The sequence below is a fragment of the Nocardia sp. NPDC051463 genome (assembly GCF_040681975.1).
Classification (GTDB): domain Bacteria; phylum Actinomycetota; class Actinomycetes; order Mycobacteriales; family Mycobacteriaceae; genus Nocardia.
Window position 1 is genome coordinate 99,166 of sequence record NZ_JBFBAB010000014.1, and the last position, 20,306, is coordinate 119,471.

Annotated in this window: 21 protein-coding genes; 3 read left to right on the plus strand and 18 right to left on the minus strand. The window is 66.3% G+C overall.

Annotation, left to right across the window (positions count from 1 at the left end; all coding sequences use genetic code 11):
* Nucleotides 1-139: 139 nt before the first annotated feature.
* The 16 genes from AB0M74_RS19760 to ftsH all read right to left on the minus strand — a co-directional run bounded on the left by AB0M74_RS19760 (nt 140) and on the right by ftsH (nt 14,532).
* Complete coding sequence (locus AB0M74_RS19760) at nt 140-700, minus strand: FHA domain-containing protein (protein ID WP_366527766.1); 561 nt, start codon at nt 698-700, stop codon at nt 140-142.
* 277 nt (nt 701-977) lie between these two features.
* On the minus strand, nt 978-1,337 hold the full coding sequence (locus tag AB0M74_RS19765) for an Lsr2 family protein (RefSeq protein ID WP_366527706.1): 360 nt from the start codon (nt 1,335-1,337) through the stop codon (nt 978-980).
* A gap of 116 nt (nt 1,338-1,453) precedes the next feature.
* Entirely contained in the window at nt 1,454-2,920 is a 1,467-nt protein-coding gene (gene lysS / locus AB0M74_RS19770) for a lysine--tRNA ligase (RefSeq protein ID WP_366527767.1), read from the minus strand.
* A 297-nt stretch (nt 2,921-3,217) separates the two neighbouring features.
* Nucleotides 3,218-3,640, minus strand: a complete 423-nt coding sequence (locus tag AB0M74_RS19775; protein ID WP_366527768.1) for a rhodanese-like domain-containing protein — start codon at nt 3,638-3,640, stop codon at nt 3,218-3,220.
* Nucleotides 3,641-3,648: 8 nt separating this feature from the next.
* Complete coding sequence (locus AB0M74_RS19780) at nt 3,649-4,269, minus strand: cysteine dioxygenase family protein (protein ID WP_366527707.1); 621 nt, start codon at nt 4,267-4,269, stop codon at nt 3,649-3,651.
* Nucleotides 4,270-4,452: 183 nt separating this feature from the next.
* On the minus strand, nt 4,453-5,250 hold the full coding sequence (locus AB0M74_RS19785; protein WP_366527708.1) for a type III pantothenate kinase: 798 nt from the start codon (nt 5,248-5,250) through the stop codon (nt 4,453-4,455).
* A gap of 5 nt (nt 5,251-5,255) precedes the next feature.
* On the minus strand, nt 5,256-5,747 hold the full coding sequence (gene panD / locus AB0M74_RS19790) for an aspartate 1-decarboxylase (RefSeq protein WP_366527709.1): 492 nt from the start codon (nt 5,745-5,747) through the stop codon (nt 5,256-5,258).
* Nucleotides 5,748-5,762: 15 nt separating this feature from the next.
* Nucleotides 5,763-6,719 carry a pantoate--beta-alanine ligase gene (gene panC, locus AB0M74_RS19795; protein ID WP_366527769.1) on the minus strand — a complete coding sequence of 319 codons (957 nt, stop codon included), beginning with the start codon at nt 6,717-6,719 and terminating at the stop codon, nt 5,763-5,765.
* Nucleotides 6,716-7,636 (minus strand): DUF2520 domain-containing protein, encoded by a 921-nt coding sequence (locus AB0M74_RS19800; protein ID WP_366527770.1) that lies wholly within the window; start codon nt 7,634-7,636, stop codon nt 6,716-6,718. The genes panC and AB0M74_RS19800 overlap by 4 nt, the downstream gene beginning before the upstream one ends.
* A gap of 197 nt (nt 7,637-7,833) precedes the next feature.
* The gene (locus AB0M74_RS19805; protein WP_366527710.1) at nt 7,834-8,811 is read right to left on the minus strand and encodes a DUF6779 domain-containing protein; all 978 of its coding nucleotides are present in this window, start codon (nt 8,809-8,811) and stop codon (nt 7,834-7,836) included.
* Nucleotides 8,812-8,881: 70 nt separating this feature from the next.
* A complete protein-coding gene (locus AB0M74_RS19810) occupies nt 8,882-9,358 on the minus strand; it encodes a DUF3180 domain-containing protein (RefSeq protein ID WP_366527711.1) in 477 nt (158 codons plus the stop codon).
* Nucleotides 9,355-9,900 (minus strand): 2-amino-4-hydroxy-6-hydroxymethyldihydropteridine diphosphokinase, encoded by a 546-nt coding sequence (folK, locus tag AB0M74_RS19815; RefSeq protein WP_366527771.1) that lies wholly within the window; start codon nt 9,898-9,900, stop codon nt 9,355-9,357. Before folK ends, AB0M74_RS19810 begins: the two co-directional genes overlap by 4 nt.
* Nucleotides 9,901-10,008: 108 nt before the next feature.
* Nucleotides 10,009-10,380, minus strand: coding sequence for a dihydroneopterin aldolase (folB, locus tag AB0M74_RS19820; RefSeq protein ID WP_366527712.1), 372 nt, complete (start codon nt 10,378-10,380; stop codon nt 10,009-10,011).
* On the minus strand, nt 10,377-11,204 hold the full coding sequence (folP, locus tag AB0M74_RS19825; RefSeq protein WP_366527772.1) for a dihydropteroate synthase: 828 nt from the start codon (nt 11,202-11,204) through the stop codon (nt 10,377-10,379). The genes folB and folP overlap by 4 nt, the downstream gene beginning before the upstream one ends.
* Nucleotides 11,205-11,266: 62 nt before the next feature.
* The gene (gene folE / locus AB0M74_RS19830; RefSeq protein ID WP_366527773.1) at nt 11,267-11,848 is read right to left on the minus strand and encodes a GTP cyclohydrolase I FolE; all 582 of its coding nucleotides are present in this window, start codon (nt 11,846-11,848) and stop codon (nt 11,267-11,269) included.
* A 278-nt stretch (nt 11,849-12,126) separates the two neighbouring features.
* Complete coding sequence (gene ftsH, locus AB0M74_RS19835) at nt 12,127-14,532, minus strand: ATP-dependent zinc metalloprotease FtsH (RefSeq protein ID WP_366527713.1); 2,406 nt, start codon at nt 14,530-14,532, stop codon at nt 12,127-12,129.
* A 386-nt stretch (nt 14,533-14,918) separates the two neighbouring features.
* On the opposite strand from ftsH, the gene AB0M74_RS19840 reads away from it, so the two are divergent.
* The gene (locus AB0M74_RS19840; protein ID WP_366527714.1) at nt 14,919-15,866 is read left to right on the plus strand and encodes a hypothetical protein; all 948 of its coding nucleotides are present in this window, start codon (nt 14,919-14,921) and stop codon (nt 15,864-15,866) included.
* On the opposite strand, the gene AB0M74_RS19845 is transcribed toward AB0M74_RS19840, so the two are convergent.
* Nucleotides 15,846-16,679, minus strand: a complete 834-nt coding sequence (locus tag AB0M74_RS19845) for a DUF1266 domain-containing protein (RefSeq protein WP_366527715.1) — start codon at nt 16,677-16,679, stop codon at nt 15,846-15,848. The genes AB0M74_RS19840 and AB0M74_RS19845 overlap by 21 nt on opposite strands.
* Before the next feature lie 232 nt (nt 16,680-16,911).
* Between AB0M74_RS19845 and AB0M74_RS19850 the strand changes: the two genes are divergently transcribed.
* Entirely contained in the window at nt 16,912-17,136 is a 225-nt protein-coding gene (locus AB0M74_RS19850) for a DUF2277 family protein (protein WP_328408485.1), read from the plus strand.
* 23 nt (nt 17,137-17,159) lie between these two features.
* Here the strand turns inward: AB0M74_RS19850 and AB0M74_RS19855 are convergent, their stop codons facing one another.
* Entirely contained in the window at nt 17,160-18,458 is a 1,299-nt protein-coding gene (locus AB0M74_RS19855; protein ID WP_366527716.1) for a helix-turn-helix domain-containing protein, read from the minus strand.
* Between the two features lie 220 nt (nt 18,459-18,678).
* Here AB0M74_RS19855 and AB0M74_RS19860 point away from each other — a divergent pair, with 220 nt between their 5' ends.
* On the plus strand, nt 18,679-20,238 hold the full coding sequence (locus tag AB0M74_RS19860) for an aldehyde dehydrogenase family protein (RefSeq protein ID WP_366527774.1): 1,560 nt from the start codon (nt 18,679-18,681) through the stop codon (nt 20,236-20,238).
* Nucleotides 20,239-20,306: the final 68 nt, after the last annotated feature.

Here is a 20,306-nt window from a genome sequence, read left to right on the forward strand (position 1 = left end):
GTCGCTCCGTGCCATAACTCTTAGTCAACAGCCTCCGCGCACGACTCTCCATGGCTGAGACGCTCGGCCGACTACGCGATCGTCTACACCCGGCGCAGCGCGCACCAAGAGAGGGCGCACCAAAAGAGGGAAGGACGGCTCACAAATCCCGGTCGGAAATCAGACCACTTTGCATGGCGAGGCCGGCGAGGCGAACCCTCTTGAGGTTCTGCGGAAGACTTTCCACGCCGAACTTCGCGAACAGCGCACGCAAATGTGTCTTGATCGCATCGACGCTGAGGAACAGTTCGTCCGCGATCTGCTGATTGGAGGCGGGGGTGGCGAAGCCCGCCCCGTTCTTGTACGGACGGCACAGTGCGATCAGCACCGCGCGCTGCGTCTCGGTGAGCGAGCGCAATGTCGGTATCGAGCCGGTCGAGGTCCTGGTGGCCTCGTCGGCCTCGCTACCGAAATCGTGGAATGACACCAGCGAGGTGCCGACCCGAATTCGATCGCCCGCCATCAGCCTGCGTCTGCCGACCAACCGCTCACCGTTGATGAAGGTGCCGTTGCGGGACAGGCCGTCGTCGACGATGGTCCAATGCGCACCGAGATACTCGACGGCCGCGTGCAGGCGGGAGACCTCGGCGTCCCAGGGCAACGCCAAATCGGCCTGCGGGGAACGGCCGATGGTGATGCGTTGCCGGTCCGCGGTGAGCATCAGCTCCTGCTGACGTCCCTCGTCATCAGTGAATCGCAACAATGATCCGACGAATGCAGTCACTGCCCCGATACCCCATCTCTCCAAACCGTCAGTGACATCGTCTGCACAGTTTCCATGGTGCCGCGTCCCGGTTCGGCGAGCAAGATCGCGTCGGCCCGGCGCGGCGGCGTCACCGCATGGGGTCTTCTTGCCATATCGAAGACCTATCAAATAAACAAGCTGCCGCCCGGGCGTCGCACGATTTGCCCGGACGGCAGCCCGAAAATTGAGAAACTCAGGCCTTCGCGGCCTTGTTGTACGCATCGGTGATGTCGGCGGAGATTCGCCCCCGCGCGGACACCTTGTGGCCATTACGGCGCGCCCACTCGCGAATTGCAGCACTTTGTTCACGATCGATCGAGACCCGGCTCTTCGGGCTTCCCGCCGCCGCGACCGCGGCCTTGACGCGACGCCGGCCGCTTACACGCCGAGCACTCGAAACCCACTCTTCCAGCCCGTCGCGCAGCTTCGCCGCATTTGCCGACGACAGGTCGATCTCGTACGAAACACCGTCGATCGCAAACTCGATGGTCTCGTCCGCGATGGACTCACCATCGACATCGTCGATCAGGCTAACGGTGACCTTCTTTGCCATGAGATGAACGTCCTCTCGAAATCGTGCGACCCGCATACTAGGCCGATTACCCGAGGCAAGAATACCCCGAATTTCGAAAATTCCAAGACGAGGAGCTGCGGTATGGAATCCGACGGTCAGCGAGTGACTGGACGCACAATTGGGAACAGTATCGTTTCGCGGATTCCCAATCCCGTGAGTGCCATCAACAACCGATCGATTCCCATACCCGTACCCGTTGTCGGAGGCATGCCGTGCTCCATCGCGGCAAGGAAGTCCTCGTCCAGGACCATGGCCTCGTCGTCACCCTGCGCAGCCAACCGCGCTTGGTCGACGAACCGCTCGCGCTGGATCACCGGGTCGACCAACTCCGAATAGCCCGTTGCCAACTCGAAGCCGCGCACATAGAGGTCCCACTTCTCGGTAACTCCAGGATTGCTCCGATGCTGTCTGGTGAGCGGCGAGGTCTCCACCGGGAAGTCGCGCACGAATGTGGGGGCGTACAACTTGTCGCCGTACTGGTGTTCCCACAGTTCTTCTACAAGTTTGCCGTGGCCATAGCCCTTGCCTTCCGGAATTTCCAGACCGACCCGATCGGCAAGTGCGCGTAATTCCGAAACCGATGTTTCCGGAGTGACTGATACACCCAGTGCATCAGACAGCGAGGGGTACATCTCGACCGTTGTCCACTCACCGCGCAGATCATATTCGGTGCCATCCGCAAGAGTCACCACCTGCGTGCCGAACACCTCCTGCGCAACTTCCTGTACCAATTCTCGGGTCATGCGCTGTGCATCGTCGTAAGTGCCGTATGCCTGGTATGTTTCCAGCATCGCGAACTCCGGCGAATGCGTAGAGTCCGAGCCCTCGTTGCGGAAGTTCCTGTTGATCTCGAAGACGTGCTCCAGGCCGCCGACCACACACCTCTTGAGGAACAGTTCCGGCGCAATTCGCAGGTAGAGGTCCATATCGAGGGCATTCGAACGCGTGACGAACGGCCGGGCCGCCGCACCACCGTGCAGTGTCTGCAGCATCGGCGTCTCGACCTCGAGGAACCCGCGACGCTCCAAGGCATTGCGCAGCGCACGCACGACCGCGACCCTGGTCCGGGCCATTTCCCTGGCCTCGGGACGCACGATCAGGTCGACATAGCGCTGCCGAACCCGGGACTCCTCGTTCATCTCCTTGTGCGCGACCGGCAGCGGCCGCAGCGACTTGGCGGCCATGGACCAGGAATCGGCCATAACACTCAATTCGCCGGTCCGCGACGAGATGACCTCGCCGTGCACGAAAACGAAGTCACCGAGGTCCACATCGGACTTCCACGCCGCGAGCGCATCGGCACCGACACCGTTCAGGCTGATCATCGCCTGCAGCTTGGTGCCGTTGCCCTCTTGCAGTGTCGCGAAACATAGCTTGCCGGTATTACGCATGAATATGACGCGGCCCGCGACACCGGCCTGCAGGCCGGTCTGCGTGTCCGCCTCCAGATCCGGATAGGCCGACCGAATTTCAGCGAGGGTATGCGTACGGGGCACGACGACCGGATATGCCTCACCACCGTCGGCGAGCAGGCGCTCGCGCTTCTCCCTGCGAATCCGTATCTGCTCCGGTGCGTCATCTACTTCGGACGCGGTTGGGCTTGATTGCTCCGCAGGAACCGAACCCGCAGAGCTACCGGACGAGGGCGTGTTCGGGGTGCTCACATCCAACAACACTAGCGGGCACCGGAAATCGTTTTGCGAGCCGCCCGTGCACTACCGCGGAGTAACGAGCCTACCTCGGTTCCCGCGCGCGACCGCGACCGATTTTTCGCAGGCCGAGATCGCCCGCGAGACCAGGTCGTAGACGAAACCTACTGTGCCACGGACTATTTCAAGATAGAACTAAATCGTCGGCAATTACAGCGAGGCGAGCGCGTCCACCGCACGCGCGAAGTGCGGCGCCTGGATTCCGATGGTGAGCAGGCTCGCCGCCTTCATCGCCTGGTAGCCGCCGATCACGTCGGTCGCCCGGCGCAGTCCGAGTTGCTGCAACGCGGCGGCGGCGAGACTGGAGGTATAGCCCTCCGAGCAGACGATGATCCATTCCACATCGTGATCGGCGGCCAGCGCCAAACGCGCGGAACTGGTCGGGTCCAATCGCCATTCCAGAACATTGCGCTCGATCACCAGGGCGCCGGGCAGCGAGCCTTCACGACCGCGCTGGGCTTGGGGACGGATGTCCACCAGAATCGCGCCCCGTGCGAGCGCCTCCGGCAATTCGAACGCATAGATCCGGTTCAGCTGGGCCCGCGCGTTGTCGAGCATCTGGTCGATGGTCAAACGGGTCATTACATATCGCCTTCGGGCTGGTCGGTGAGGACGGTTCGGGTGCGCCGCAAGGTGCCGTGGCCGGTGACCTCGTAATAGGACATAGCGGTGAGCGGCGGCGAATAGGCATGCACGCTGAGCGTCGGATCGAGGGGGCCGACGGACTCGGCGGTGTTGTCGGTAACCGGACGTGGGCCGGCAGGCGCCCGCATGACGTCGTGCACCCATCCGATCGGGAACGAGGCCTGATCACCCGCCGTGAGCGTGCGGCGCCGTAGTTCCGTTCCGTTCCAACGATATTCGGAGAGAGCGCCACTGAGTACGGTCAAGGCGCCGAGCGATCCGGCGTGATCGTGCAATTCGGTGGATTTGCCGGGGGTCCAGCTGATCAGCCAGACATCGACCTCGTCGTCGGCGAGCAGCCTGGTCGCCCAGCGTTCGTCGGCAGGCCACACCCCGTCAGCGGGAAGCCGATGGTCGTAGCGGCCGCTGAGCACGTCCTCGGCGCCCTCGTCGGTCAGCCGAAGCAGATCGGCGGGACGCAGGCGGGTCGGCAGTGCGGGTGCGACAGCACGATCCAGCGGCGGGGTAGCCGAAAAGGCGTCCCGTGCGGACGAAAGGGGAAGAACAGAGGAACGCATGAGCGAATCTCCAGGAAGTGTGTCGACGGTCGAGGGACTTGGTCAGCCTCGAACGGTCGAGGCTGGATCAGCCTCGACAACACTCCTGGGTGCGCACGCGGAAATACACGGTTGCGAGTGTAGCAGAGCGCGAACCGCCCACTCGATCTCCTTTCGCCTTCCCAATAGCGGAAAGCGTGGACATCAAGCAGTTCCCTTCCTGCGCTGGTTGCGTTCGTAGACCAGGCGCAGGCCGGTCAGGGTCAGATGCGGCTGGTGATGGTCGATTGTTTCGGACTCAGGGACGATCAGTGGCGCGCTCGCACCGGTTGCGACGATCGTCACATCGTCACCGGCGAAGGCGTCGAATTCGTCGCGTATCCGATCGATCAGGCCGTCGACCAAGCCCGCGAAACCGAAAATCGCGCCGGACTGGATAGCCTCCACGGTGTTCTTGCCTACCACCGAGCGCGGGCGCGCCAACTCCACCCGGCGCAGCGCGGCACGCTCGATCAGCGCCTCGCTGGAAATCTCCACACCGGGCGCGAGCACCCCGCCGAGGAATTCGCCCTTCGCCGAAACCAGATCGACGGTGGTCGCCGTGCCGAAATCGACCACAATCGCGGCGGTGCCGTAGAGATGGTGTGCGGCAAGGGTATTCACGATGCGGTCGGCACCGATTTCCTTGGGGTTGTCCACGAGCAGCGGAATTCCGGTGCGCACACCGGGTTCCACCACCACGTGCGGCAGATTCTCCCAATAGCGATGCAGCATCGTTCGAATCTCGCGCAGCACCGGCGGAACCGTCGACAGCGCCGAGACCCCGACGATTTCCTCTGCCTGTGCGCCGACGAGACCGCGCACCTGCATGGCGAACTCGTCCGCGGTCAGCAGTGGATTGGTGTGCATCCGCCAGTGCCTGGCGAGCTTCGCGTGGGTGCCGCTGCCGGAGAACAGGCCCAGCTCGATGCTGGTATTGCGGACATCGATGGCCAGCAGCATGGCCGTCAGATGTGCCCGACGGGCACGGAGGCGGCCGCCTGCGAATCCACGGCGGGCCCGACGAAGGTCGCCTCGCACACTGCGGCGGTCAGCATGCGCGGGGTGACCAGGCCGGAGCCCTCCGGTGCGTGCGCCGGATCCGAGCCGAGGTCGGTCGGACGGTTGGCGCCGTCGACGAAGACAACCTTCGGGGCGTACTCGCGGATCTCGGCCTCGTCCATCATTCCGTAGGCGATCAAAATGACCAGGTCACCCGGGTGGACGAGGTGGGCTGCGGCGCCATTGATTCCGATCACGCCGGAACCGCGCTCGCCCGCGATCACATAGGTCTCCAGGCGGGCGCCGTTGTCGATATCGACGATGCAGACCTGCTCGCCCTCGAGCAGATCGGCGGCATCGAGCAGGTCCTGGTCGACGGTCACCGAGCCGACGTAGTGCAGGTCGGCATGGGTCACCGTGGCACGGTGGATCTTCGACTTCATCATGGTGCGCAACATCGTCGTCGCCCTTTCCTAAATGTTGGCCTGGGCAGGCTGGGAGTCGTCCGCGGCTGCGCGCGAATCGGGAAGTGTGGGATGACCGCCGTCGACCGGCGCACCGAGCGCGACGGCCGTGTTGTCGATCAGCCGGGTGGCGCCGACCTTCGCCGCGACGAGCAGCCGGGCATTTCCGTTGGCAGGTGCGGGCCCGAGGGTCGATGACCGCAATTCGAGATAGTCGAGCTCGACGCCTGCCGCGGCATCGAGGACACCGCGCGCCGCGGCGAGCACGGCGTCCGCGCCGAGTCCGCCCGCGTGCTTGCCCGCGGCCAGCGCCGCCGAGAGAGCGAGCGCCGATTCCCGTTGCGCCGCATCGAGGTACCGATTGCGGGAAGATAGCGCGAGACCATCGGGCTCGCGGACGGTGGGCAGCGCGACGATCTTCACATCGAAGTTCAGGTCGCGAACCAGCTGCCGGATCAGCGTGAGTTGCTGATAGTCCTTCTCGCCGAAGAATGCCTCGGTCGGCTTCGCGATCTGCAACAGCTTGGCGACCACGGTCAGCACACCCGCGAAATGCGTCGGGCGGCTTGCGCCTTCCAGCTCCGCGCCGACCGGACCGGGGTACACCGTGGTCCGCATGCCGTCCGGGTACATATCGGCCGCGCTGGGTGCGAACACCAATTCCACGCCCTCCTTGCGGAGCAGCTCGACATCGGCGTCCAGGGTGCGAGGGTATTTGTCCAGGTCCTCGCCCGCACCGAACTGCAAGGGATTCACGAAGATCGAGACGATCACGACCTGGTTGGTCCGCTTGGCACGGCGCACGATCTCTAGGTGCCCCTCGTGCAGTGCACCCATCGTCGGTACCAGGCCCACGGTGCGTCCGACGCCGCGTAGCGCTTTCGAGACCGCTTGGATCACGGCGGGATCGTGGTGCACGGTCAGCTCGCCCGGCCGGAAGGTACCGCGCAATTTCGGATCCACTATCGGCGTCCTTCCAGTAGTTCGATCAAAGCGGGATTGGTGTTGGCGCGCTCGGCCGTGCGCAGCGACAGTGCGCGATATCCCGCGGCCAGCCGGGCATCGACGGCTTCCAGCGCGGCCAGATGCGCGACAACGGCGTCCGCGTCACCACGGGCCACCGGGCCGGTGAGCGCGGATTGGCCGCGGCGCAGGGCATTGTCGAGCGCGGCGGAAGCCAGCGGGGCAAGCAGCCGCTCCGCCAGACCGTTCGGCTGATCGTCGACGAGCTGCTGGCCGAGCAGACCGGGACCCGACAGCGCGGTGCGCAGCGCGGCGACCGCGTCGACAATGACCGTCACGAGATGATTGCTGCCGTGGGCCAGCGCCGCGTGATAGAGCTGGCGGTTCTCCTCCTGGACGCGGACCGGTTCGCCGCCCATTTCGATCACGAGGGCCTGCGCGATGGCGAAACCGACCTCGTCGGCCGCGGTGACCCCGAAACAGGCGTTGCCGAGTCGGGCCAGGTCCTCGTCGTGCCCGGTGAACGTCATCGCGGGATGGATAGCCAGCGGCAGTGCGCCCAGCGCCGCGAGCGGAGCGAGTACCGCAACGCCATTGGCGCCCGAGGTGTGCGCGACGATCGTGCCGGGCCGCACCACGCCCGCGGAGGCGAGACCACGAACCAACCCGGCCAATTCGGCATCGGGCACCGCGAGCAGCAGCAACTCGCTGCGGGCCGCCACCTGTTCGACGGGCAGGATCTCGGAATCGGGCAGCCTGGTACGCGCCCGCTGCACGGAGGCATCGGAAATCGCGGCGACGCCGAACACCACGTGCCCGGCGCGCTCGAGTGCCGCACCGAGTGCCGAGCCGACGCGCCCTGCCGAGACGATTCCTACCGTCAGTCGTGCGGGCGCGGGGTCCAAGCCCGCGGGCTCGATGCCGGCCCGCGCCGGCTCGTTGCCAGAACTCGAGGTCAACGTTGTCCTCTCGAAGTGCGATGGCCGGACACTCGTCCGTCCCAGCGCTTGATCCGTTCCAGTCCCGCCATGCGGGTACCGGACGTTACGTCACGAGGATATCGGCCTCGGGTTTGCCGATGCCATGCGGCACCGGCGTGATCTACACCGCAGTGGCGCTACCTGCGACCGTTCTTCTCCGACTGCAGGTTGGCCATGATCTCGGCCACCGAGAGACGCCGCGAGGAATTGCCGGAGTCCGCGTCGGGGTCGACGCGGCGGCGCCTGCGGGAGGTCGGGGTGCCGACCGGTGGCGCGGAGGTGGTGGCGCGGGCCTGCTGCTCCTGCGGCTGGGGCGCCTGCTGCTCCTGCGGCTGGATCGGGGCCGGGGCCGGGGGTTCTTCGGTGAAGGCATCGGCCCAGCCGTACGCCGACTGGAACGGCTCGAAGTCCCGATCGGTGTCGGTATCGGTGAGCTCGGCGTCGCTGAGTCCGTCGTCGAACTCCAGTGGGACCACGGCGGTCTCGGCGGTCACCGGTTCGTCGAAGGGGCTTGCGAACATCGGCGGCTCGGGATGATCTGCGACGAATACCGGCGTGACACTGCTACGTGGTTGCTCGGGGCCCGCGTAACCACGACCGCCGGCATTCGCAGAGCTATCGTTCGCCGGATCCGCGACGGCGCTGGGGAGCTCGTGAATCCGGGTCGCGTCCGCGCGCAGCGCGGGCCGGTCCATCGGCAGGTCGCCGTCGAAGAGACGCTGCAGGCTCTGCCGGAGCACGGTGAGTTCGGCCCGGAGCGCGGCGATCTCGGTGGCGTCCGCCCCCACCTCCGCGCGCACCCGCGACTCGATGCCGAGCTCGTATTCGCGGCGGGCGGTGATCTCGCGCTCCAACTGTAGCTCGTACACCGTCTGCAGGTCGCGGACCTTCGCCTTGTCGATCGTGGCCTCTTTGCGGTACCGCGTGGCAGCCAAGGCGCCGACAACAGCCGCCCACAGGGCCGCAACGAGGCCGATGCGGACAAATTGCAGACTGTCGCTGAAAACCAGGAAAACGCTGGCAACCAGACCGAGCAGAATCAAGACACCAATGAACAGCTTTCCCGCCTCGTCCCGCCGCCGACGGGAAGTGCTGCTACGGGAGGGTGAAACCATGGACGCCAGGGTAGCGCGGATGGCGAGCCGCGTTACCAATCAGCCGTGGTAATTCCACCAAGAAGGCTTGCTAGGTAGTTGCCGGATCGTCCGAGGGGTCATCAGGCGCACGACAGCAATACTCGAGCCACAACGCCGCAGCAACCAGCGCCACCCCCGCGAGCATGCCGACGACCGCGCTGGGACTGTCCGCGGCCGCCGCGCGCAACGTGCCACGCTGCGGCAACACCCAGCACAGGAAACCCAGCCAGACGCCGGCCGCGAGCGACCCCACCTGGGCGGACGCCTTCGCCAGCGCGACCGCGCGGGCCGCGGTGATCGGATGCAACTGGTGGGCGCCGTCACCGATCTCGTGGTCGTTGACCCGACCGCGGATCACGAAGGCGAGGGCCACCTCGATCGCGGCCACCGGATATAACGACGCGCCGGCAAAGGTCGAGATCGGCGGGAAATTGCTGTAGGTCAGCCGGGTGGCAATCCACGCGATGACGGCCGCGATGACGACATTCGCCAGCAGATCCCAGATTCGGGTCGGTTTGAGCTTCACGACAACGACCCCTCCGCAGGCTTGGCCGGTGCCAACGAAAACTCGGTCGCTCGCACACCGGCGCGTTCGGCGGCGTCCAGTCCATCGAGCAGATCGCGCACCGGCACAAGGCTGCCGTCGACCTCGAGTACCGCGTCCGGTTCGACGTCCAGCCACGGGATGAGGACGAACGCCCGATTGTGCGCCTGCGGGTGCGGCAGTGTCAGTTCCGGATCCGTGCTGCGGCAGGCGGTGCCGCCCGCTTCGGCACACCAGATCACATCGACGTCGAGAGTCCTTGCGCCCCAGCGCACCTCACGAACACGATCGGCAGCCTGCTCCAGCCGCCTGCCGCCGAGTAGCCAATCTCGGCAGCCGAACTCCGGATCGTCCACCAGCACAACGGCATTCAGATAGTCCTCCTGTTCGACCCCGCCCCACGGCGCGGTCGAATACACCGGCGACACCGCGACGACCCGCGGTCGGAAACCGTCGATCACACTGCGCAGATGGGCCAGCCGGTCCCCCAGGTTCGACCCGATCGAGAGCACGGCCCTGCTCACGACCGCACCCCGCTCGCGCTCGGCCGCTTGGTGCGCACCGCGCACTGTGACATGGTCGGCTCGCTCACGAACACACCTCGCCGGTCATCGGCGCATCGTCGTGGAACCTCACGCGGCGTGCTCCCGGTGCCGCGCGGTGACGACACGCACGTCCGCGAAGGTATGCGGAATCGGCGCGGACGGTTTGTGCACCACCACCTCGACCGACCGGATGCGCGGGTCGGTCATCACATCGTCGGCGATCTCGGAGACCACCGTCTCGATCAGATTGCGCGGCGGGCCCTGGATGATGCGCACGGCCCGCTCGGCCAGTCTGCCGTAATCGACGGTGGCCGCAAGGTCGTCGGACGCAGCGGCGGCAGCGAATTCGACCGACACCGTGAGGTCGACGATGAACTCCTGCCCGTCCCGGCGTTCGTGCTCGAATACTCCGTGATGGCCGAAGGCACGCAGGCCACGTAACTCGATTCGGTCGCTCATCGGTCGGCTCCTCGCGAATTCTGCCCGGCGGCGCGTTGCCAGGCGTCGGTGACGGCAATCGCGTCCAGGGAAGCGCGGACATCGTGCACGCGCACGCCCCAGGCGCCGTGCTGGGCGGCCAGCGCCGATATGGTCGCGGTGGCGGTCTCGCGACCATCCGGTGGGCGGGGGCCCGCGGCATCGGCGAGCAACGCGCCGAGGAAACGTTTGCGTGATGCACCGATGAGAATCGGCAATCCGTTGCCGACCAATGCGGGGAGCGCACCGAGCAGTGCCCAATTGTGTTCGGCGTTCTTGGCGAAACCCAGGCCGGGGTCCAGGATCAGCCTGCCCGGATCGACGCCTGCCGCGACGGCCAGCTCCACCTGCGCGGATAGCTCGGCGAGCACCTCGGCGACCACATCGTCGTACTGGTCGGCGGGTCCGGTGTGCCGATAGTCGGCGCCCGCTCGCCAATGCATGAGAATCCACGGGGCATCAGCCGCGGCAACGACTTTCACCATATCGGGGTCGGAGCGACCACCCGAGACGTCGTTCACCACGCGGACGCCGGCCGCCAGCGCCGCATCGGCCACACTCGCGCGCATGGTGTCGACGCTGGTCGGCACACCGGCGGCAACCAGGCCGCGAATAACGGGAACCACCCGCGCCGCCTCGGTCTCCGGATCGATCCGGATGGCGCCGGGGCGAGTCGATTCGCCCCCCACATCGACGATGTCCGCACCGGCCTCGAACAACTCGATACCGTGCGCGACGGCCAGACCCGGGTCGAGGTACTTGCCGCCGTCGGAGAAGGAATCGCTGGTGACATTGACGACACCCATCACGACGCAGGAACGTCCCCCGCGCGGAGTGACATTCCGGGGACCGGACACCGCGAACTCACTCACTTCCGCAGAATGAGATCGAGAGCCTCCGCCCGCGAGGCGGCATTGGATTGCAGCAGGCCGCGCACCGCGGAGGTGGTGGTGCTTGCGCCCGGCTTGCGGATCCCGCGCATCGCCATGCACAGATGCTCGGCCTCCACCACCACGATCGCGCCGCGCGGGTCCAGCTTGCGCATGACGGCATCGGCGATCTGGCTGGTCAGGCGTTCCTGCACCTGGGGGCGCTTGGCGTAGAGATCGACCAACCGCGCCAGCTTCGACAGTCCGGTCACCCGGCCGTGCGGGCCGGGGATATACCCGACGTGCGCGACGCCGTGGAAGGAGACCAGGTGGTGCTCACAGGTCGAGTACATCGGGATGTCACGCACCAGCACGAGCTCCTGATGGCCCTCGTCGAAGGTGGTATTGAGCACCGAATCCGGCTCGATGTACAGACCGGCGAACATCTCTCGGTAAGCGCGGGCAACGCGGGAGGGGGTGTCGAGCAGGCCGGGACGGTCCGGGTTCTCACCGACCGCGAGCAGCAACTCTCGGATTGCGGCTTCGGCACGGTCCTGGTCGAACGGCCTACCGGTCTCCAGGGCGACGAGTTCCGGCTTGGCAACGGCCGGGCCTGCACCGTTGTGCTCGCTGTTGTCCGACTGGCCGTTCTCCGACCGGCCACCGCCCGACTCCGTTAGCGCGTGGCCGCCGACGTGATTCTTGGCCGACAATCGAGGACACCTCCAAAATCTCGGGTGCCGGCAATTACTCGGCACCCCGATGGTCGAGCCTAATCGTCGCCGGCTGTGGCACGAACGACGGGCCCGAAGGCGGCAGCTTCGGGGGCCACTCAGGTCCCGAGGCTGCCGCCACCGATTCAGTGCCGACCGTTAGGTCCATCCCAATCGCGACTATCGCCCTCGTCGGCCGGGTTGACCCGACCCTGCTCGTCGTAGCCGCCCTGGTCGCCACGGGCGGGACCCGGCTGGCCACCCGGCTGGTTCCACGGCTGCTGATAGCCGTGCCGTGACTGCGGGTCGCCCTGCCCGGGCCGACCGCCGCCGTAGCCCGGTTGTCCGGGCTGCTGCTGTTGCTGCTGCGGTTCGTCCCGCGGCGGCCAGCCCGGCGCCGACCAACCGGCCGGAGCGCCGTAGTCCGGTCGCGAACCGTGCGTCGTCGCGCCACCCTGGCGCGGGTAGGCGGCCGTCGGGGCCTGCGGCAGCGGATAGCCGGTCGCGGGCGGCGTGGGGTAGCCGTACTGCGGCGGGTTCTGGTAGCCCGGTTCCAGGTAGCCGTTGGCAGCGGTGCCCGCGGGTACCGGCGGTACCGGCAACTCCGGCGGCCACGGCTCGCCGCGTTCGGCGGCCAGCTCGCCCGGCGTCTTCACCGGCGGCTTGTCCGACGGCGGCCGATCACCGAAGTCGTTGAACGCGGTGATCCGCGGCCGCTTCTCCACCGTGGCGAGCAGCTCCTCGAGATCCTTGCGATGCAACGTCTCTCGCTCCAGCAGCGCGGTCGCGAGGACATCGAGCACGTCGCGGTACTCGTTGAGAATCGCCCACGCCTCGGTGTGCGCGGCCTCGATCAGGTTGCGCACCTCCTCGTCGATGGCGCCCGCGACCTCGTGCGAGTAGTCCGAACCCATGCCCATCGAGCGACCGAGGAACGGGTCACCCTGTTCCTGGCCGTAGCGCACCGCGCCGAGACGAGCGCTCATGCCGTATTCGGTGACCATCGCGCGCGCGATCTTGGTCGCCTGGTCGATATCCGAGGACGCACCGGTGGTCGGCTCGTGGAACACCAGTTCCTCGGCCGCACGGCCGCCCATCGCCATCACCAGGCGAGCGATCATCTCCGAGCGGGTCATCAGGCCCTTGTCGTCCTCGGGCACCGTCATGGCGTGACCCCCGGTACGACCGCGGGCCAGGATGGTGACCTTGTAGACCGGCTCGATATCCGGCATCGCCCACGCGGCGAGGGTGTGGCCACCCTCGTGGTAAGCGGTGATCTTCTTCTCGTGCTCGCTGATGATCCGACTCTTGCGGCGCGGACCACCGACAACGCGGTCCACCGATTCCTCGAGCTGTTCGCCGGTGATCACCGCACCGTTCTCACGCGCCGTCAGCAGGGCGGCCTCGTTGATCACGTTCGCGAGGTCAGCGCCGGACATGCCGACGGTGCGCTTGGCCAGACCGTCGAGATCGGCCTCGGGCGCGATCGGCTTGCCCTGCGAGTGCACCCGCAGAATGGCGCGGCGACCGGCGAGGTCGGGATTGCTGACCGGGATCTGCCGGTCGAACCGGCCGGGACGCAGCAGTGCCGGGTCGAGGATGTCGGGGCGGTTGGTTGCCGCGATCAGGATCACACCGGTGCGGTCACCGAAGCCGTCCATCTCGACGAGCAATTGGTTGAGGGTCTGCTCGCGCTCGTCGTGACCACCGCCGAGGCCGGCGCCGCGCTGGCGGCCGACGGCATCGATCTCGTCGACGAAAATGATGCACGGGCTGTTCTGCTTGGCCTGCTCGAACAGGTCGCGCACCCGGGAGGCGCCGACACCGACGAACATCTCGACGAAGTCCGAACCGGAGATGGTGAAGAACGGCACGCCCGCCTCTCCCGCGACGGCGCGGGCCAGCAGCGTCTTGCCGGTTCCCGGCGGACCGTAGAGCAGCACGCCCTTCGGGATCTTCGCGCCGAGCGCCTGGTAGCGCACCGGGTTCTGCAGGAAGTCCTTGATTTCGTACAGCTCTTCGACGGCCTCGTCGGCGCCTGCCACGTCCGCGAACGTGGTCTTGGGCATGTCTTTGGACAGCTGTTTGGCCTTCGATTTACCGAAGCCCATCATGCCGCCGCGACCACCGCCCTGCATGCGGGACATCACGAAAATGAACAGGCCGAGCAGAATCACCATCGGCAGCACGAACAGCAGAATCTGGGTGAACCAGCTCTCCTGTTTGACCACGGTGTTGAACGGCGCGCCGGATTTCTGGACAGCGTCGAATACCTGCGCGGACGCCTCACCACCGCCCGGATACTTGGCGATGATCTTCGCGGAGCCGCTGGTTGCGTCGTTGCCATTGTTCAGCTCGATGCGCAGCTGCTGCTCGCGGTCGTCGATCTGGACGTTCTTGACGTTGCTCTTGTCGTTCAGCTGAGTCAACGCCACCGAGGTGTCGACGCTCTTCCAGCCGCGCGTGTCATTGCCGAAATAGCTGAACGCATAGATCACGAGCAAGATGCCCGAGACTATGGCCAGGGTGCGAAACACAGTCTTGCGGTTCATAGAGCGTAGGCCGGGCGGCCAGTCCTTTCCGGTTCTCCGGTGCATGCCTGCGAAGCGTCGGGGTCGGCGGTAGCAGTTCTCACCCTGCTCCCAGCCGGATTCCGGGTGGGTTCGGATGCGGACAAGCCACGTTACCGCGTACGGTCTACTCGATACATCGCGCAGTTCGGCAGTTGGTGCAGTTCGACAGGTAAACGGCCGGGGAACGACGGTGGTTCCCGAGGTCTCCGGTCGGGTTACTCCAAGTGGTCACAATCATGGCATGTTCGGCCTATCGTGAGCGACGACACAACACCGCGGCGTGAGCGACGGGCCCGAAGGCGGTAGCGCAGCGTAACCACGCAGGGCACCGCGAGCGCCGCAAATCAGACAAGAGCGCAGGGGGTATGGACATAGTCGAGCTACGGACACCCACAGCGATAGTGCGGCACGGGCGCGGGCGATTGATCGTCCTACGACCGGGCACCGACGGCGAGCGCGTATTGGATGTGCCGGTCACCGACCTGTTGAAGGTCCGACTGAACCGTCGCGCCGATGATGCCGTCGTCATCGAAATCTATCTTCGTTATCCCACTCCGGTGCTCACGGGCGTGCCTGCAGACCGCACTCCGCTACCGGTATTGATCGCAGAACACGATGTCCCCGCAGCGACCGAGATCGTCGATCGGATCAACGATCAGATCCTGACCTCGCAGCGCATCGACGTGGCCGCCCCCGATCTGAATCCGCCCGCCCCTGCGTGGGGCAAGGCCGGACCGACTCGCGCGGACGTGGATCGGGCCGTGCGACGAATGACGCCCACGCGCGACGCGAAGTCGGCGATAGCCGCACTGCATCGCTATGTCACAGTCGACGAATATGTGCTCGAGACCGCGATCGCGGTGGCGCACCCGCCTGCGGGCACCGGACCGGGCCTGCTCGCCGCGACCACCGGACGGCTGCTGTTCATCTCCATCGGCACCGGTTCCCGCTACGCGCACGAGCTACCCATCCCCGCCGTGCTGTGGGCTCGCACCACCGAGGGCACGGCACCGGCGCCGGGTGAGATCGGCTCGAACCGCGGCGAGACGGGCATCGACGTGCACGACGGTAATATGACGCTGCATTTCACCGGCGCCGACCGGGCCGACACCGAGCGGGTCACCTGCGCGGTGAACTTCGCCGTCCGGCGCGACTCCTCGGACGGTGCGGCAGGCCCTGCCGATCCCGGCGTCTCGCAGCTGTATTCCGAGTGGGAGCTACTGGTCGAGCGGCATTCGCTCGGCATGGTCGACGACACACAGTTCCAGCGCTATGGGCGCGGGATCCTGCGGTCACTCCCCGACGGGAACTGACTGCAAGCCGATCCGCCGCCACGGACTGGTCGTGCGGGTCCACAGGCGCAGTAGTTCCATGCGCCGGTCCACGCCGCCGTTCTTGAGTTCGGCGAGGTCCTCGCAGGCCTGCCAGTAGGTCCAGCCGGTGAGGTAGGCGTCGCCGAACTGACGCCAGTTCTTATATTTGCGCTGTGCCAGTGGCAGGGCGCGCGCCAGGTAGCCCCATGCGACGTCGGCGTCGAGATAGCCTGCGGTGAAAGCCATTCGAGCCACCGCAACAACCCGGGCCAGATCCCAGGCGTGGATATCACTCGGCAGCGGCCGAGCGAGATGATCGGTGAAGCCGATCTTGATCGCCTGCGACCAGATGTCGTAATCGCGTACGAGCGCCTCGGGATTGTCCATGCCGCGGAACGAGCCGACCTGACGTAGAAAGGCGCGGTGCCGATCGGCCCGTTCGCCGAACCGATCCCGCTCGCTCGCATTGATCGAGGCCATCACCAGCGGATGCACCATGGCGTAGAGCGGCGCGTGCATGCCTTCGAGTAGCTGTTCCATCGAGGCCTGCGCCTCGGTGCCGTCGGTAATGCCCCAGGCACCGGTCAGCGTGTCGATGGCGAGTTCACGGCGGTCACCGAGCGGATGTTCGCGTTCGGGGCCGAGTAGCAGCGCGTCGTGGAAGGCGTCCCATCGAGCCGAATAGAAGGCGCCCAGCGCCAACGATCGCAATTCGTCCTCGGAGACCGCGGCGCCGGACCAATGGTCCTCCTCCCGCTTGTCCAGCTCTTCGTAGGGGAAGGTAGTCAGCGTGGGCACACCGCGGGCAGGCATGCCCCCGATTGTTCCCCATCGATCTTGAAACAACCTGAGTAATCGCCAAGGGAATCGACGGGTGTCGGGTCGGCGGATTCGATCCGCCGGTCGCGACCCGAGCAACCACCACGGTGCGCGTCCGACAAGCGCCGTTCGCCGTCGCGGCAAATAAACCTGATTCTTTCCTGTTTTTTCCCTGTCCTGGGATTCTTGCCGTGCCACAGACGGTACAGAGGGCTAATGTGCATCCATGAGTGGAAACATCACCCTCCTGCGTGGCCTGGATCCTGCCCCTACCGAGCAGGAAATCTATGCTGCCGCACTGCAGTACGTGCGCACGGTCGGTGGCGTTTCCGGCCTGAGCACCACCACGAAAGCCGCTGTCGACAAGGCTGTCGCAGCCATTGCCGCAGCAACGACCCAGCTGCTTGCCGATCTACCCGACGGTAGAGTCGAGCCGCCCCGGGAAGAGTAACGGCCACCGCGTCGACGACCCGATCACGGCAGCACGTCGACACCATAGGTAACGACGCAGGTCAGCGCGAGTTCCAATGGCAGACTGCGCTCTTCGATCGGATAACCGAGCAGTTCCTCGATTCGCTGGATCCGGTAGCGAATCGTGTTCTTGTGCACCCCAAGCAGTTTCGCCGCGGCCTCCGGGCTGCGATGGCTCGACAAGTAAGCGTGCAGCGTCTCGCGCAACCGTGCGGCATTGGCGTCACGGTGGGCAAGCACCTGTAACTCCCTGCCGATGAGCGCACGCATCGCCGCGCCATCAGTGCCTACGAGGTGGGCGATCTCCACCTCGCGATAGCTCGTGACCCGATCGGCATCCACCGGCCCGCGCTCGGCGACTTGCCTGGCCGCGACCGCTTCACGATGGCTCTGCCGAAAACCCGCGACCTGCGCGGCGGGCACCCCGAAGGCGACCCGCACCGGCGGCTCGACCAGTCCCGCGGTCAGCTGCGCCAATCGACCCGGCGCCGCCAGTTCCGCGGCGTGCTGTTCATCGTCGAGGCCGACCCACGCCCACATCCCGCTGGCACCAGACGGCATGCCGAGCACTCGGCCGCTGCCGAGGGCCGACGCGAGCCGCGCGGCGACCCGGTCCAGCAGACCACTCATCGCACCGTCACCGCCCGCAGGCTCGTCGGTCCACAGCACGCAAGCAAGGTGCTGTTGGGCGAGCCGGTAGCCCAGGCGCAGCGAGGCCTGCTCGACATCGGGTTCGTCACCGGCCAGCAGGGCGTGCACGGTTTCGGTGCGCCGATTGAGAGCGGCGCGCAGCACCCGCTCCCGTTCCTCCATGTAGGTGTCGGTGAGCATCTCCACTGAGGTGCTCACCCATCGGGTCGACCGCTCGAACAGCCGCAGCAGCACCGCACGCTCGATCTCCGGTGGCGGTGTCCGCTGGTCGATGGCCTCGGTCATGTACTCGAGCACCGCCTCCTGCCCCACGTGATAGGTCCGTAGCAGCAGCCGCAGGTCATAACCGCGCCGGGCCAGCGTGCGCGCGAATGCGTGCGCCTCCTCGGGCAAGGCGAATTCGAAAGTGTCACTGGTGAGTCCGCTCAAAACCACCCTGGCGTGCGCACGGGTGCTCGCCGCGAGGTCGCGGCGAATATCGCGATCGGCCAGCTCCGGGATACGCGCGACGATCGCGCCGTCGAGTCGGTCGACCACCTGCTCGAGCGCCTCGCTGCGCATCGTTTCGTACACGTACTCGGCGAGCCAGTCGCGCACTACTTCGCTGCTGGGCCCAACTGTGTCGGCCCTGGCTCGCGCGCGTTGCGTCACGATTCCTCCAATTTGTGCCTAGAGAACAAATTCAGCCGCATTCGTTGACAAATCGGTCCAAGAAAGTCCCGCTAACTTGTGCCACGATCATAGGTCAGTGAACTGATTCACAGTATCGTTCGCCAGCGGTGCACAGCACAACATCAGTGGGAGAACAGCAGTGACCAACACCGAATCAGCGACCGGCGCGGCCAAGAAGGCCCCGGCACGCAAGACCCCCGTGAAAAAGGTCGAGCCCGCGGTCGATCCAGCCGTCATCGCGGTACGCAACCCCGGTACCGGCGAGGTTGTCGGCACCGTCCCCGACCAGAGCAAGGACGAGGTTGCGGCCAAAGTCCGCGAACTTCGGCTCTACCAGCCGGAATGGGAGGCCATCGGCCCCGACGGCCGCAAAGTATGGCTACTGAAGCTGCAGGATTGGCTACTCGACAACACCGAACACCTCGCCGATGTATTGCAGTCGGAGACGAGCAAGCCGCGCGTGGACGCCCTCATCGATCCGGCGTTCTCGGTAGATCTGACCGGCTACTACGCGCGCCGCGCCGCGAAGTTCCTCGCCGACGAGCACCCCTCCCCGCACAGCCCGCTCGGCCGGGTCAAGAAGCTCACCACGGTGTACAAGCCCTACCCGGTCGTCGGCGTCATAACGCCGTGGAACTTCCCGCTGGCCATGCCGGTGATCGATGTGATTCCAGCGCTGGCCGCCGGTGCCGCTGTGCTCCTCAAGCCGTCGGAAGTGACCCCGCTTTCCGCACTCGAACTGGCCCGCGGCTGGGCCGAGATCGGTGCGCCGCCGGTGTTCGCCGTGGTCACCGGGGCAGGCGCGACCGGCGCCGCGGTGGTCGATAATGCCGACTACATCCAATTCACCGGCTCGACCGCCACCGGCCGCAAGATCGCCGCGGCCTGCGTCGAGCGGCTGATCCCCTACAGCCTGGAACTGGGCGGCAAGGATCCGGCCATCGTGCTCGCCGACGCCGACCTGGATCGGGCCGCGCACGGCATCGCCTTCGGCGGCATGTTCAATGCCGGCCAGGTGTGCATTTCGGTGGAGCGGGTGTACGTGGAAGCGCCGGTCTACGACGACTTCGTCGCCAAGTTGACCGCCGCGGTGCAGGGCCTGCGCCAAGGCCTCGACGGCCGCGAGTCCAAGCATGATGTCGGCGCGCTCGCCAACGAGAACCAGGTGCAGATCGTGCAGCGGCACGTCGACGAGGCCGTCGCGGCCGGCGCCAGGGTCCTGACCGGCGGCAAGCGCACCGGCGTAGGAACCTGCTTCGAGCCGACCGTTCTCGTCGATGTCGATCACACCATGTCGTGCATCAACGAGGAGACCTTCGGTCCGACGCTGCCGGTGGTGAAGGTCGCCGACGAAGCCGAGGCGGTTCGGCTGGCCAACGACTCGGTCTACGGCTTGTCCGCCTCGGTGTGGACCGGCGACAAGGATCGCGGCGAACGGATTGCGCGCCTGCTGAATGTGGGTGCGGTCAATATCAACGACGTCTTCTCCAACCTGTTCAACTTCGCACTGCCCATGGGCGGCTGGGGGCAGTCCGGCGTCGGGGCACGCTGGGGCGGCGCCAACGGCGTCCGCAAGTACTGCCGCCAACAGGCGATCACCAAGCCGATCCTGCCGACCCCGCAGAAGGAGCTGCTCTGGTTCCCGTACCAGATGCCCAAGCTGCTGTTCGCGCTCGGCGCGATGCGCGCCGCGGGCGCCCGCGGCCTGCGCCGCCTCGACCTTCCGGCCTTGCTGAAGCTCAAGGGAGACAACAAGTGACCGCGGTGCGAGCGACAGGGCCGAACGCGGCAGCACAGCACGCAGGGCACCGGGAGCGCCGCCGATCC

What these genes read in the sequence shown, in the direction of transcription:
- AB0M74_RS19780 (WP_366527707.1), bottom strand. Translation starts at nt 4,269, where the DNA reads ATGCGTTCCTCTGTTCTTCCCCTTTCGTCCGCACGGGACGCCTTTTCG.
- AB0M74_RS19765 (WP_366527706.1), bottom strand. Translation starts at nt 1,337, where the DNA reads ATGGCAAAGAAGGTCACCGTTAGCCTGATCGACGATGTCGATGGTGAG.
- AB0M74_RS19785 (WP_366527708.1), bottom strand. Translation starts at nt 5,250, where the DNA reads ATGCTGCTGGCCATCGATGTCCGCAATACCAGCATCGAGCTGGGCCTG.
- AB0M74_RS19760 (WP_366527766.1), bottom strand. Translation starts at nt 700, where the DNA reads ATGCTCACCGCGGACCGGCAACGCATCACCATCGGCCGTTCCCCGCAG.
- AB0M74_RS19840 (WP_366527714.1), top strand. Translation starts at nt 14,919, where the DNA reads ATGGACATAGTCGAGCTACGGACACCCACAGCGATAGTGCGGCACGGG.
- folP (WP_366527772.1), bottom strand. Translation starts at nt 11,204, where the DNA reads ATGGGTGTCGTCAATGTCACCAGCGATTCCTTCTCCGACGGCGGCAAG.
- panD (WP_366527709.1), bottom strand. Translation starts at nt 5,747, where the DNA reads ATGTTGCGCACCATGATGAAGTCGAAGATCCACCGTGCCACGGTGACC.
- AB0M74_RS19845 (WP_366527715.1), bottom strand. Translation starts at nt 16,679, where the DNA reads ATGCCTGCCCGCGGTGTGCCCACGCTGACTACCTTCCCCTACGAAGAG.
- folB (WP_366527712.1), bottom strand. Translation starts at nt 10,380, where the DNA reads ATGAGCGACCGAATCGAGTTACGTGGCCTGCGTGCCTTCGGCCATCAC.
- AB0M74_RS19850 (WP_328408485.1), top strand. Translation starts at nt 16,912, where the DNA reads ATGAGTGGAAACATCACCCTCCTGCGTGGCCTGGATCCTGCCCCTACC.
- ftsH (WP_366527713.1), bottom strand. Translation starts at nt 14,532, where the DNA reads ATGAACCGCAAGACTGTGTTTCGCACCCTGGCCATAGTCTCGGGCATC.
- AB0M74_RS19805 (WP_366527710.1), bottom strand. Translation starts at nt 8,811, where the DNA reads ATGGTTTCACCCTCCCGTAGCAGCACTTCCCGTCGGCGGCGGGACGAG.